This window comes from Paenibacillus amylolyticus, assembly GCF_051136285.1.
Lineage (GTDB): Bacteria > Bacillota > Bacilli > Paenibacillales > Paenibacillaceae > Paenibacillus > Paenibacillus amylolyticus_F.
This window is the reverse complement of record NZ_CP194938.1, coordinates 5,057,762-5,070,447: the sequence shown is the minus strand read 5'-3', so window position 1 is coordinate 5,070,447 and position 12,686 is coordinate 5,057,762. Positions and strand designations below refer to the sequence as shown.

The 12,686-nt window shown below is 43.5% G+C and carries 14 protein-coding genes; 4 read left to right on the top strand and 10 right to left on the bottom strand.

Annotated features, from left to right (window positions below):
• Positions 1 to 52 precede the first annotated feature (52 nt).
• From ACR8BL_RS22075 to ACR8BL_RS22055, 5 genes are all read right to left on the bottom strand, one after another.
• Positions 53 to 979: a response regulator gene (locus ACR8BL_RS22075; RefSeq protein WP_434749535.1), complete on the bottom strand. Its 927-nt coding sequence runs from the start codon at positions 977 to 979 to the stop codon at positions 53 to 55.
• 2 nt (positions 980 to 981) lie between these two features.
• Positions 982 to 2,799, bottom strand: coding sequence for a histidine kinase (locus ACR8BL_RS22070; protein WP_434749534.1), 1,818 nt, complete (start codon positions 2,797 to 2,799; stop codon positions 982 to 984).
• 159 nt (positions 2,800 to 2,958) lie between these two features.
• Positions 2,959 to 3,600, bottom strand: coding sequence for an NAD(P)-dependent oxidoreductase (locus ACR8BL_RS22065; protein WP_434749533.1), 642 nt, complete (start codon positions 3,598 to 3,600; stop codon positions 2,959 to 2,961).
• A gap of 162 nt (positions 3,601 to 3,762) precedes the next feature.
• Positions 3,763 to 3,891 (bottom strand): hypothetical protein, encoded by a 129-nt coding sequence (locus tag ACR8BL_RS22060; protein WP_434749532.1) that lies wholly within the window; start codon positions 3,889 to 3,891, stop codon positions 3,763 to 3,765.
• Positions 3,892 to 3,998: 107 nt separating this feature from the next.
• Entirely contained in the window at positions 3,999 to 4,355 is a 357-nt protein-coding gene (locus ACR8BL_RS22055; protein WP_434749531.1) for a HesB/IscA family protein, read from the bottom strand.
• 443 nt (positions 4,356 to 4,798) lie between these two features.
• On the opposite strand from ACR8BL_RS22055, the gene mqnE reads away from it, so the two are divergent.
• Together mqnE and ACR8BL_RS22045 are read left to right on the top strand one after the other, a co-directional pair.
• On the top strand, positions 4,799 to 5,905 hold the full coding sequence (gene mqnE, locus ACR8BL_RS22050; protein WP_434749530.1) for an aminofutalosine synthase MqnE: 1,107 nt from the start codon (positions 4,799 to 4,801) through the stop codon (positions 5,903 to 5,905).
• 277 nt (positions 5,906 to 6,182) lie between these two features.
• The gene (locus ACR8BL_RS22045; RefSeq protein WP_434753209.1) at positions 6,183 to 7,244 is read left to right on the top strand and encodes an NAD(P)/FAD-dependent oxidoreductase; all 1,062 of its coding nucleotides are present in this window, start codon (positions 6,183 to 6,185) and stop codon (positions 7,242 to 7,244) included.
• A gap of 6 nt (positions 7,245 to 7,250) precedes the next feature.
• On the opposite strand, the gene ACR8BL_RS22040 is transcribed toward ACR8BL_RS22045, so the two are convergent.
• Entirely contained in the window at positions 7,251 to 7,505 is a 255-nt protein-coding gene (locus ACR8BL_RS22040; RefSeq protein WP_434749529.1) for a YuzB family protein, read from the bottom strand.
• An 80-nt stretch (positions 7,506 to 7,585) separates the two neighbouring features.
• Here ACR8BL_RS22040 and ACR8BL_RS22035 point away from each other — a divergent pair, with 80 nt between their 5' ends.
• Entirely contained in the window at positions 7,586 to 7,831 is a 246-nt protein-coding gene (locus tag ACR8BL_RS22035) for a NifU family protein (protein ID WP_053783253.1), read from the top strand.
• A 76-nt stretch (positions 7,832 to 7,907) separates the two neighbouring features.
• Here the strand turns inward: ACR8BL_RS22035 and ACR8BL_RS22030 are convergent, their stop codons facing one another.
• Complete coding sequence (locus ACR8BL_RS22030; RefSeq protein ID WP_434749528.1) at positions 7,908 to 8,672, bottom strand: SDR family oxidoreductase; 765 nt, start codon at positions 8,670 to 8,672, stop codon at positions 7,908 to 7,910.
• A gap of 262 nt (positions 8,673 to 8,934) precedes the next feature.
• On the opposite strand from ACR8BL_RS22030, the gene ACR8BL_RS22025 reads away from it, so the two are divergent.
• Entirely contained in the window at positions 8,935 to 9,903 is a 969-nt protein-coding gene (locus ACR8BL_RS22025; protein WP_434749527.1) for a DUF2167 domain-containing protein, read from the top strand.
• 110 nt (positions 9,904 to 10,013) lie between these two features.
• On the opposite strand, the gene ACR8BL_RS22020 is transcribed toward ACR8BL_RS22025, so the two are convergent.
• Genes ACR8BL_RS22020 through ACR8BL_RS22010 form a run of 3 tightly spaced genes read right to left on the bottom strand, consistent with a single transcriptional unit; the run spans position 10,014 to position 12,580 of the window.
• Positions 10,014 to 10,850 (bottom strand): MetQ/NlpA family ABC transporter substrate-binding protein, encoded by an 837-nt coding sequence (locus ACR8BL_RS22020; RefSeq protein WP_434749526.1) that lies wholly within the window; start codon positions 10,848 to 10,850, stop codon positions 10,014 to 10,016.
• Between the two features lie 36 nt (positions 10,851 to 10,886).
• Entirely contained in the window at positions 10,887 to 11,546 is a 660-nt protein-coding gene (locus ACR8BL_RS22015) for a methionine ABC transporter permease (RefSeq protein WP_434749525.1), read from the bottom strand.
• On the bottom strand, positions 11,546 to 12,580 hold the full coding sequence (locus ACR8BL_RS22010) for a methionine ABC transporter ATP-binding protein (RefSeq protein ID WP_434749524.1): 1,035 nt from the start codon (positions 12,578 to 12,580) through the stop codon (positions 11,546 to 11,548). Before ACR8BL_RS22010 ends, ACR8BL_RS22015 begins: the two co-directional genes overlap by 1 nt.
• Positions 12,581 to 12,686: the final 106 nt, after the last annotated feature.

The following is a 12,686-nucleotide window of genomic DNA, read 5'->3' as shown; positions in this document are numbered from 1 at the left end:
CCTCTCTTTTTATCTCTGTTGTGTATCTGTTACTGTCACTTTCACTATTGCTTTAGAACATTTTTTTCATCTCATAGTATTGGGCCTTTTTCTCATCAGCACGTTCCCTATAGAACAGAATCAAAGTATTCAATGCATTATCGAACATGACCTCGTAAGGCTGCTGTATATTTAACGTCCATGAATAAGGCTTATTTTCAAATAACAGCCCTCTGTACATTTCCACCATTTGCTCAAGGATTTCCACTTTATTCTTATCTTCTTGATAACTTTTACTAAAGTGATCGAAATCCCACAAATCTACTCTCATGTTTTCAAGGTTAAGACTGATATTTCCAAGTCTGCTCTTGAGCATTTTTTCAATGCCAAGATTGTGAAATCTCTTCTTCAAGTTATATTGTGTCGTGTATAAGTTGGCATATCCTTTATCCAACACCAAATCTGGCCATATGTCATTAATGATTCGTTCCCTGGACACGGACTTCCCGTTCATACATAACAAATAGGCGAGAAGTTCCTCTGTTTTTTTGGTTCTCCAGTTATCGTCAATCACTTTCCCATCTATCCATATGGTAAAATCACCAAAACACTTGATCTCGACTTTGTGTTTAATGCTCTTGCTTTTAATCTTCTTTATTCTTTCCAATGTAACATATAACTGTTCGAACTTCACCGGCTTGACGAGAAAATCCAATGCTTTGGTTTCCAGCGTGTCTGTTACATAGGCATGATACGCGGATGTAAATACAAAATCCATATCGGGTCTTATTTTGAACATCATCCCTAGCAAGGCTACACCATTAATCTCCGGCATTTCGATATCCAGTAATGCAAGGTCAGGCTGTATCCTGCTTAGTTCATCCAAGGCTAATGCAGGATCTTCGTACATTCCAACGACTTCGACACCAGCAATTTTCTCCAATTTGTTTTTCAAGTTCCGCAGCGCATAATATTCATCGTCTATAATAATAACCTTCATGGCTACTCCTTAATGGGTACGTCAAAATGAACTACAGTTCCTTTACCCTTCTCGCTAACGATTTGAAGTTGCGTTCCATACTCGGCCTTAAGCCGTGCATTTATACTAGCAAGCCCAATCCCCTTGCCCGCTGAGTATTCAAGCAGTTTATTTCTGTCTATGTCCTCAATGCCGACACCGTCGTCTTCTACTGCTATGAAATAGCCCTGTTCATGCTCTTTAACTTTGATCGTAATTGCTCCCGGTATGCTCCTCTTACGTATACCATGTTTAATCGCATTTTCTACTAAAGGTTGAATAACCATTCGCGGTACCTTCAGTTGAATACCGGAATCAATTTCATAGTTGACCACTATTTTGTTAGGAAATCTGGCTTGCTCAATGCGAACATAAAACTGGACTGCGTCCAGTTCCTCATCAATAGAAATATATTTTTCTGAATTGCTGTAATCCAATATATTTCTGAGATAATGAGATAAATCATTGACCAAGTTTCCCGCTTTTTCTTGGTCTTCAGCAATAACTCCTTCAATTACGTTCAGAGTGTTATGAATAAAATGAGGGTCCATCTGAGCCCGAATGAAAGCAAGCTCAAACTGTCTGGATTGAATTTCGGAATTTTCATACAAAACTTGATTACGTTGCTTTTCTTCTTTTAAATTATTAATGATCTCGGCAAGAGATAATGCAAAGGCAATAGCAGACACACTAGAAAGAAAAAATAAGTAATAATTCATAATATAGCTTTGTGGAATTACTGCAAAAACCATCAAATAAAACAGCACAACCGACACGATACACAAGAACCATGCCGTTATGAGTTGCGGTGAGCGAATCGTTTTGCTGCTTATTCCTTTAAACATAATGATGAAATACAATACATACATGATAAGCGATGCGCCTGCACCAAATGCTCCCAGCTCTTTACTGATAAAAAGAAAAAGCGCTAACGAGATGGGAAAGAAACCGATGAGCAGCTTCAAACAAAAATCAACTTTGGGAAAATAGGTCTTTGTCTGAAAAATCGCTCTCATAACAATGGCAATGGAAATCGACATAAAAATACCAATGCCTGTGGAATATTCCACAAGCCAATAGGCGTACTTGAAGCCCGTAATATTCACAAGTCCTGTCATTGTTAGATTCCACAACAAAGTGGTCAACACATAAAAGCACGACTTGATAAACGTTTTGTTTTTTATGGATATGCCCATAATCAAGTTATAGAAAAACAATGCTACTGTAAAACCGAATAAAGTACTTCCTACTCCGACATTGATCATGCTGGTTGTCCTGAAGATGTCTTCATTCATTAGCCCTACAACGAAGTTCTGTCCATATAACGATGTACTTGTCATATATATGTATTGATTAGGATCAAAATCAGACGGGATTTTGATGGCAGGGTAGACATAACCGATCTCATCGGAATTGCTCTTATATCGATACCCGAAATGCTTTGTTACGTAGTTGTTACTTGTCGGGAAGTACATCATTACATCTTCAAAAAGAGGGTTGTTGATCGTGAGGTAATGGATTTCCTTCGCATTATACCGGTTTATTTTAATTTTGAACCATAATCGAACCGGAGAATAACCAACCTTGGAATAGTTGCCAGGTAAAGCTACGAATTGTTTGCTAGCTTGAACATCGGACAAGGTCATGGTGCCTGAATTGTCTTCTAAAATCTCCATACGGACATCATCTTTGGATTTGTTCAAATCCTGAACGTAAATAACGAAAACAAATGCAGTACAAAGCGTTATGACAAAAATAATAGTGAATATTTTCATTATAAATATATTGGATTCTGATTTCATAAATATACTCTCCAGTAAACTCGAACGGTGTCGACTATCGCAATAATCTTACCATGGTTCCGTCCATCCTTCAAAAGGATTATTCAGAAGCATAAATAAACGGACACAGATCGTTTAAGATCAGCATCCGTTTATTTCATTTGCATATGTTTATAAGAATTATTTCGCTTCGCTTACCACGGTAAAGCGTTCATTTTGGTGCTGCGGTTTCTCAATTTCATCCACAAGCGCAATCGCATAATCAGCATAGCTGATATAACTGTTGCCTTCACTGTTCACAATCATAACATCCTGACCCGACTGATACTTGCCAGTACGCACGCCTTCCGGATTAAAAAACCCAGCTGGGCTCAGGAATGTCCATTGAATTCCAGAAGAAGCCTGAAGGTCTTGCAAGTTTTGTCCTTGATTCGTCGCCGTTGCTTTATAAGCATCAGGGAAGCCCGGGGAATCAACAACTCGCATTGTTTTCGACTCATCTGTGAATAAGCTTCCTGCTCCACCCACAACAATCAGACGAGTATTAGGGGTATCCTTCAAAATCTTGATAAGGGCTTGTCCTACTTCTACATGCAGGTTCTCTTTACCCGCTGGTGCTCCAAACGCATTAACAATGACATCAAAGACTTGAACATCTGAAGCCGTCAGATCAAATACATCTTTTTCCAATACATTCAGGCTTTTGTCTTCTAATTTAGATGCATTACGCACAATCGCTGTTACCTCGTGCCCGCGGTCTGCTGCTTCTTTCAAAATGATACTTCCTGCTTTACCTGTAGCACCAATAATTGCAATTTTCATCGTCAATCTCTCCTTCGGAATCTGGGTTGGATTTATTTTGTGTTTAGATCGTGTATTTAACTCTATAATGTAACTATATAAGTTACAACATAACTTGTCAACTCAACTCTTCCTGATCTCCTCCTTCCTTTTCGATACAGAAGTAGGCTGATAAGAAATTTCTTATAAGCGTTTGTCTACCTTCTTCGTGCTGATTACGAAATCAAGCGCCTGTTCTAACGTAAGCTCCGGGTACAACCGTACATCTCGCGCACCAACTGGAACACGCCGTTCTCGTTTTTTCAATACCATAGCAAAAAGCCTCCATAACGTTATTAGTACGAGACTAATACGCCATAGAGGCCGTGATCCTCAACCCTGAAAAGGCATTTCAAGGGCTGATAACGTTCATCGCCAGATTAACAATCTTTATCCGGTACCCCTGCTTCTTCACGCGTACGGAAAGATGAGCCGCAGCCGCAAGTGGCTACTGCATTCGGGTTATGAATGGTGAAACCGCCGGACATGCCGGATTCTTCAAAATCAATCTCGAGTCCATTCAAATATTTCACATTTTCTTTCTCTACAACGACTTTCATGTCCTGAATGTCCATATATATATCCTCATCGGACTCTTTATCATCAAAGCCCATGGCGTACGAAAATCCGGTACAACCGCCCGGTGCTACGCCCAGACGAAGGAACATTCCAGGAGTCTCTTGCTGTGCAAGCATCTCTTTCAATCGGTCAGCAGCCGTTTCGCTGATATTAATCATGCCAGGTCACTCTCCTTTTCATCACTCTTCCCTAAATTATACTCCACACCGTCAAGGGGTCAAGTCATGTTTGCCTGTTTCCGCGTTCCCCCTAAACTCCTTTTTCTTCCCAGTGTATTGAACCCCCGGGACACGAGGTTTATAATGGATAGGTGGTCACTCTGAAAATGTCAATATTTTGCCATGACTTGTTCGGTTGTTGGTCATATATAGAGTTGTAATTTTTTTCACATTTCGATGACTGGTTTTCAGTCCCCAATGCATATAGAGTCATTTGACTCATTTGAAAAAAAGATTTTTCGCATGCAGCACACGCTGCACCGGGTAATAAGAGTTAGTCTTTCACAAGAAGGCGGCAGTTGACCGCATCTTTGCTATGTAGTTCTGCTTTCAAGTCCTACACATCATAACTCGAAGTCCGGTAAAGAACAGGAGGAAACAGCATGTCTACATTGGTAACACCGTTCACAGACAAAAGAATGGCTGAAATCGTTGAGAAAGTACAGAACGGCGTAAGGTTGAGCGTTGAGGATGGCGTCTATCTGTATGAAACAGATGATCTGCTGACTTTGGGCCAGCTGGCCAATGAGGCCAATTTGCGGAAAAACGGCAAGAAAGTATATTTTATTGAGAACATGAGCCTTTATTTCACCAACGTATGCGAAGCTCACTGCGCATTTTGTAATTTCCGCAAAGACCAGGGTGAGGAAGGCTCTTATACGTTATCCGGTCAGGAAATGATCGATTATGTGGAACAGCATATTCATCCAGGTGTGCGTGAGTTCCATATCGTCGGCGGACATAATAACCATGTTCCTTTTCAGTATTATGTCGATTCCCTGCGTGCTTTAAACGAAAAATATCCGGATGTTACGCTGAAAGCTTACACTGCGGCAGAGATTGATTTCTTCACCCGTATCAGCGGCCTGAGCATCAAAGAAGTTCTGCAAGAACTGCAAAAAGCAGGTCTGAAGTCCCTGACGGGCGGTGGTGCAGAAATTCTATCGGATGAATATCGCAAAAAAATGCGTGTAGATAAAGCGAATGTGGATCGCTATCTTGAAGTACACCGTACCGCTCATAACCTGGGCATGCGTACACATACCACCATGTTGTATGGCTCCATCGAGTCCTATGAGGATCGTGTGAACCATATGGTACAGATTCGTGAATTGCAGGATGAAACCAATGGATTTATGGTATTCATTCCGTTGTCCATGCAGCCAAAAAGCAAATCCGCAAGCATTATGCGCCGTAACTCCGCTTATGAAGATCTCAAAACGATTGCGATCAGCCGCCTGATGCTGGATAACATTCAGCATGTAAAAGCATACTTCATTAACATCGGTCCACAGCTGACACAGGTCGCGCTGAGCTTCGGTGCATCTGACGTGCATGGTACGATTGTACGCGAAAAAATCAGCCATGCTGCCGGCGCACTGACACCGGAAGGGTTGACACGCAAAGAACTGATCTGGCTTGTCAAAGGCGCAGGCCGCATCCCTGTGGAACGTGATACATTCTATAATGAAATTCAGGTTTACGAGTAGACTTACTCGCACCTAGGGTATCTAACACAACAGTGGCAGCTGCATCACTCTTCCGAACGAAACTTATTTAAACCAGGAGAACGTTTTGCAACGAGTGATGCATAGCTGTGGCCATATATCTCAAATTTACACTTCCTATTTTTAAACTATGCAAATGAAATTCTTAATCTCATCTATCTTTTATTAACAACAACAAGCAGAGCAGCGATGTCCTAACATGGCTGCTTTACAGGTTGCAGCCCCAGCAGTGGGACTGATGCAGAAAGGAAGCCGAGTCATGAAAAATTTCGTCATTCTTGGAGGCGGTTATGGCGGCCTCACGATCATCAAGGAACTTTTGGAAGGTAAAATTCCGGCAGACACGCAAATTGTATTGGTGGACCGGAGTCCATTTCAAGGATTAAAGACCGAATATTACGCACTCGCAGCAGGAACGGTATCGGATTATGACCTACGTATCCAATTTCCGGTAAATGAGAAAGTGACACACCGTTTCGGTGAAGTAACTGCCATTAATCTGGAACAGCGTCAGATCGAATTCGAAGGTCAGGAACCGCTTGAATATGACAAGCTAGTGATTGGACTAGGTTGTACGGATCGTTTTCACAATACACCTGGTGCCGAAGAATACAGCTGTACCATTCAAAGCTTCAGCAAAACACGCGAGACGTATCTGCGCCTTAATGAAGTTAAAGCTTATGGTCATGTTCACATTGTGGGCGGTGGCTTAAGTGGAGTTGAAATGGCTGCCGAATTACGTGAAAGCAGACCCGACCTGAATATCAGCATTCTGGATCGTGGTGAACGTGTATTATCCGCATTCCCTCAGCGTCTCTCCTCTTATGTTCACGAATGGTTCGGCGAACATCAGGTTGAAGCACGAGGACATATTGCCATTTCTAGGGTTGAGCCCAATGCAATTTACAACCGCGATGAACAGATCCAGACCGATGCTGTTGTATGGACGGCAGGTATTCAACCGGTGAAAGTGGTTCAAGACCTCAATGTAACAAAAGACCCGCAAGGTCGCGTCGTATTAAATGAATATTATCAAATTCCGGAATATACTGACGTTTACGTGGTAGGTGACTGTGCGAGTGTCCCTTATGCACCAAGTGGTCAGGCTGCGGAGGTTCAGGGTGAACAGATCGCTCATATTCAGCATGCCCTCTGGAAAGGCGAAAAGCCCAATCCGCAACCTCTTAAGCTTCGCGGCACACTGGGCGCACTTGGCAAGAAGGCTGGATTTGGGCTGATGGGCAAAACGTCCATGATGGGACGGGTACCTCGTATTTTGAAAAGTGGCGTGCTCTGGATGTCGAAACGCCATCTCGGTTAATTGCGTTTAATCGAGATCCAGCGCTTCCCAGGCGTCAGCTTCGGCAATTTTGGCCAAAATTGCGTTATATAGATCCTCCACTTTGTCCGTGGTGACCACTTCACCATTAACTAAGGCAAAAGGCGTCATATAACATTGACCACAATTGGTCAGACAGCCGTATTCGATCACATCATAGTCTGGATTTCCATCCAGCTGATCCATGATTTCATCGGTGCCAAAATGCATATTGTTAGCACAAAATTCAATAATTGGTCTCATTTCAGTTCACCTGCTTTGTTTGACCATTTTAATTTATGGTCATTTGTAATATAATATAGGAAGGAAAGGAGTTGAACAATATGAGCGAAAACGCACAAAGCACCATGTATGATGAGGTATCTGATGTGCTTGATAAACTTCGTCCGTTCCTGCAACGCGATGGCGGTGACGTGGAACTGGTCGACGTGGAGGACGGCATCATTAAGCTGAAACTGGTCGGTGCCTGCGGCAGTTGCCCAAGCTCCACCATTACATTAAAAGCCGGGATTGAACGCGCCCTTCTTGAAGAAGTTGAGGGTGTACAAGAAGTCGTACAAGTATTCTAATCAATCCTTCACGAAATAAACCTCAGAGAGCCTTTCGCTTCGTCAGAAGCGAGAGGCTCTTTTTTTTGTAATTCCATCAGATTGTAGGCCTGATCGGATCAAGCCCGCCTGATACGTCCATAATGTTGCCTGTTATAAAATCCGAATGATCCAGACACAGATACGTGATCACTCGTGCAATATCTTCTCCACTACCCGGCCGCCCTCTCGGCGTTTCCTTATCGGGTATCCCTGCAATATCATCAATCGTTTTCTCTTTGTTCGCACCACGAATATCTCCGGGGCACACCATATTGACCGTAATCCCATAGGGTGCTTCTTCAACCGCAAGGGTCTTGGTAAACGAAACCAGACCTACCTTGGCAGCAGCATATACGGCACGATGAGGCCAGGATCTTGCTTCACCCGCATGACTGAAGCCAAAATGAATAATCCGTCCCCATTGCTTACGGCGCATTTCGGGCAGGACGAGCTGATCCAGAATCATCGGTCCCAGCAGGTTACCTTGCACCAGCATTTGCACTTCTGCTTCAGAATAGTCTGCGAACACCCTGCGCTCACGCACAAATGGACCCGCATTATTCACTAAAATATCAATATGACCCAGCTGGGCTTCCACCGCTGTAACGAGTGTATGAATCTCTTCCGCTTTGGATATATCAGCCTGAACGGCAATGCAACGTACCCCTTTGGCGATAATCTGAGCTTGTAGCGATTCCGCTTCCGATCTGCTGTGCACATAATTAAGGGCAATGTGACATCCCTGATCCGCCAGACTGAGGGCTGTCATTTTCCCAAGGCCTTTGGCACTTCCCGTTATGAGGGCAATCTTTCCCTTCACGTTCATCCCCCTCTTCAAAGAGCAGTCACTCATCCAGTATAAAAGATTTAGGCTTCCCTCACAACTTCCAGGTGCTCACAATCTGTTCCAATTATTTATTAATACAAATAAGTCCTGATCATCCAGATTTATCTTGCTTAAGCCAAACACCTATGATAATGTCTTAAAGTCGTTTCTTATCTAAAAAAGAATATTATTTTCATTTTTGAAAGGATCGTGTTCAATGAAGAAATGGTTCAAATCTGCTTCATTTAGGCTCACAATGGCATTGGTGCTAATGCATTATTTACTCTCAACCGGTGGTGGACTTGTCTCCGCTGACAATGAGAATACTACCTCATCCCATGAATACCAATGGGTGGACGGACCGAACACTGTATCCTTGGATGGGAAGGCCTCACTTAAGCTTCCAGCAAACTACTCATTCCTAAGTAAAACGGATACACAACGTTCGATGCTGGATACGGGTAATCAGCCGAACGGGAATGAGATCGGAAGCATGTACAGTAACGACCCTATGGGTTCATGGTCCGTCATATTCGAATACGTACAGAGCGGGCACATTCATGACGATGACGAAAATCAATTGGATGCTCACGAGTTATTAAGCAACTACATCCGTTGGGAAGTCGAACATAACCGTGATGCAACCAGAGAAAACGAGCTGCATGTAACAGGGTGGGAGGTTGAACCTGAATATAATCCTTCCAGTCATCAACTGATTTATGCACTTGGCTTCAAAGATAGCTACGAACAAGCCTTGGTCAATTATAATGTTAATCTCTTAACTCGCGAAGGTTATATCACTGCAATTCTTGTAACCGAAAAGGCTAATTTGGAGCAAAATCGTGCTGCTTTTGAAGATACAGTACTTCAGCACCTAACCGTGAATCCCGGATATAAGTATGACGATTATAATAATAAAACAGACCAGACATCGCGTCTTGGCCTGAACAGCCTCGTTCTGGGAGGCATTCCTTTTACCGCTGAAGACGAAGGAGTTTGGAGATTTTTGAAGCAGAGATGGTACTGGGGTCTGATTGGATTAATATTGTTATTTAGCTGGGTTAGATATCAGCAGAAGAGAGATGCACTTCATCAAGAGGAAACACAGTACCCGGTAACCCGAGAATATAACGATGAAGAACATGAGCAGCAACATAGTGCAGAACAGAATGAATTAACCTACTACCGTTCATCTGACACACGTTCAAAAACAGACAATACATAATATGTTCATGAACAAAACAGCAATGAGTAAAGGCCGCTATTCTCTAGATTAGAAAGTAACGGCCTTTGTCATAACATGAATCAGCAATATGTGTTTTAATTTACTCCACCTTAAAATGCAGGTTCAACTGCACCTTGGTAACGTTCTTTGATAAATTTTTTCACCATTTCCGAGTGAAGAGCTTCTGCCAGTTTTTTGATCGCATCTGCGTCTTTGTTATCTTCACGGGACACCAGAATGTTCGCATATGGGTTGCCTTGCAGGTCTTCGATCAACAATGCATCTTTAGCCGGATTAAGATTGGCTTCCAGAGCATAGTTTGCATTGATAAATACCAGATCGGCTTCATCCAGCTGACGAGGCATCATGGCTGCATCCAGTTCAATGATATCCAGGTTTTTCGGATTCGCTGTAATGTCCTGCTTCGTGGATGTAATATTTGTATTGTCTTTTAGTGTAATCAGGCCCTTCTTCGCCAACAGCAAGAGTGCACGTCCACCATTGGAAGGGTCATTAGGAATGGCTACTTTCGCGCCATCTTTCAGCTCATCCAACGATTTAATCTTTTTGGAGTAACCACCAAAAGGTTCAACATGGACCGGAGTTACAGCTACTAGATGAAATCCACGCTCTTTATTTTGCACATCCAGATACGGCTGATGTTGAAAAAAGTTCGCATCCAGCTTGCCGTCTTCCAGCTGTTGGTTAGGCTGTACATAATCATTAAACGTCACCACTTGCAAACGAATGCCTTGTGCTTCAAGTGCAGGTTTGATGCTTTCCAAAATTTCAGCGTGAGGTGTTGGTGAGGCACCAACTTTCAATTCAACGGTACGTGGAGCACCTGCTGCGTTATCTGCACCGCTGTCTGATTTTTTGTTGTTACCGCATGCTGCGAGTACAGCAATCATCATCACACTGAGTAGAACAATAGACCATTTTTTCATCTGTAAAACCCCTTCGCAATTTTTTTCTTCTATCTGTTATTTCCTGGTGAAATAAATGACCAGACGATCGCCGATCATCTGCAGAAGCTGAACCAGAATAATCATAGACACAACGGAAATGATCATGATCTCATTCTGATATCGATAGTATCCATAGTTAATTGCCAGTGTTCCCAGACCTCCACCGCCAACCATACCCGCCATGGCCGTATAAGACACCAGCGTAACGATGGTGATCGTAACTCCGGCAAGCAAGCCAGGTAACGCCTCGGGCAGTAACACCCGTCTGACAATCTGTCCTGTGGATGCCCCCATCGCCTGTGCTGCTTCAATGACACCGCGATCCACTTCACGCAAGGTATTCTCTACCAGACGTGCGAAATACGGAGCAGCCGAGATTACAAGCGGCGGAATGACACCAAGCACGCCTGTAGCCGTACCCACCAGCGTACGCGTAAACGGAATAAGAGCAACAATTAATATGATGAAAGGTACAGAGCGCAAAATATTAACAATGACAGATAATATAATGTAGGTTATTCTTGATTTCGGTGATGCCGAACGCCCTGTCATGAACAGAATTACACCGAGCGGCAATCCCAGAATGACAGTAAACAAGCCGGCAGCTGCTAAAATCTGCAATGTCTCAATGGAAGCCGTGCCAACCTCTTCCCAGGATACTTTGGAAAAATCCATTATCGCAGCACCTCCACATCAAGTCCTTCTGCGGTTAGTTCAGACAAGGTCTGCTCAATCGCACGGGAGTCACCTTCGAAACGCACAGTCAGTTGACCATAAGGAACCTGCTTGATTGTAGAGATCGTGCCTTGCAGAATGGCAAAATCCACACCTGTTTTGCGAACCGTTCTCGACAGAATCGCTTCATACGTTTTATTTCCGAGAAATGAAATTCTCACCAGTTTGGAAGAACCACCTGCTGGCAGCTCCGTTCCGGCATTCGCCAAAATCGTTTCTTCCAGTGCCAGTCCACCTTCGCTGTCACGTGACACAAAATCCCTTGTGATCGCATGCTGCGGTTTCAGGAACACTTCCGTTACTGGCCCTTGCTCCACGATACCGCCTTGATGAATAACAGCCACTCGATCACAGATATTCTGAATGACGTGCATCTCGTGAGTGATCAGCACAATGGTCAGATTATACTTCTCGTTAATATCCAGCAACAACTTCAGAATCGAATTGGTTGTCTGCGGGTCAAGTGCTGAAGTTGCTTCATCACAGAGCAACACACTTGGATCACTTGCAAGTGCCCTCGCTATGCCTACCCGCTGCTTCTGACCGCCGGACAGCTGTGCCGGATATTTGCTGCTATGCTGCTCCAGACCCACCAGAGCCAGCATTTCCTTCACTTTGCGATCAATTGCATCCTTAGGTGTATTCACCAGTTTTAACGGAAAAGCGACATTGTCGTACACCGTTGCAGAAGACAGCAGATTGAAGTGCTGAAAGATCATACCGATCTTGCGTCTTTGCCGCTGCAGTTCGCTTTTGCTAAGCTCGGTCAGGTTCATTCCATCGACCCACACCTCGCCCTCCGTCGGGCGCTCAAGTAAATTGATACATCGAATCAAAGTACTTTTCCCTGCACCCGAGTGACCAATTACGCCGAATATTTCACCCTTCTGAATGCTTAGATCAAGGTTTGACAACGCCGTCGTTGCTTTGGCACGTTTGCCATATGTCTTGGTTAATCCAACCAGTTCAATCAATAGTACTGCTCCTTCCCCATCACCTACATATATCTTTACCCGAAGGAAGGGAAAACTCCCCTTTCTATGCAAAAAAGAGCCCCTTTGCAGATACAAAGATGGCTCT

Bases quoted from the DNA above. Each gene is read 5' to 3' on its own strand.
- ACR8BL_RS22075 (WP_434749535.1), bottom strand. From the start codon at position 979: ATGAAGGTTATTATTATAGACGATGAATATTATGCGCTGCGGAACTTG.
- ACR8BL_RS22070 (WP_434749534.1), bottom strand. From the start codon at position 2,799: ATGAAATCAGAATCCAATATATTTATAATGAAAATATTCACTATTATT.
- ACR8BL_RS22065 (WP_434749533.1), bottom strand. From the start codon at position 3,600: ATGAAAATTGCAATTATTGGTGCTACAGGTAAAGCAGGAAGTATCATT.
- ACR8BL_RS22060 (WP_434749532.1), bottom strand. From the start codon at position 3,891: ATGGTATTGAAAAAACGAGAACGGCGTGTTCCAGTTGGTGCGCGAGAT.
- ACR8BL_RS22055 (WP_434749531.1), bottom strand. From the start codon at position 4,355: ATGATTAATATCAGCGAAACGGCTGCTGACCGATTGAAAGAGATGCTT.
- mqnE (WP_434749530.1), top strand. From the start codon at position 4,799: ATGTCTACATTGGTAACACCGTTCACAGACAAAAGAATGGCTGAAATC.
- ACR8BL_RS22045 (WP_434753209.1), top strand. From the start codon at position 6,183: ATGAAAAATTTCGTCATTCTTGGAGGCGGTTATGGCGGCCTCACGATC.
- ACR8BL_RS22040 (WP_434749529.1), bottom strand. From the start codon at position 7,505: ATGAGACCAATTATTGAATTTTGTGCTAACAATATGCATTTTGGCACC.
- ACR8BL_RS22035 (WP_053783253.1), top strand. From the start codon at position 7,586: ATGAGCGAAAACGCACAAAGCACCATGTATGATGAGGTATCTGATGTG.
- ACR8BL_RS22025 (WP_434749527.1), top strand. From the start codon at position 8,935: ATGGCATTGGTGCTAATGCATTATTTACTCTCAACCGGTGGTGGACTT.
- ACR8BL_RS22020 (WP_434749526.1), bottom strand. From the start codon at position 10,850: ATGAAAAAATGGTCTATTGTTCTACTCAGTGTGATGATGATTGCTGTA.
- ACR8BL_RS22015 (WP_434749525.1), bottom strand. From the start codon at position 11,546: ATGGATTTTTCCAAAGTATCCTGGGAAGAGGTTGGCACGGCTTCCATT.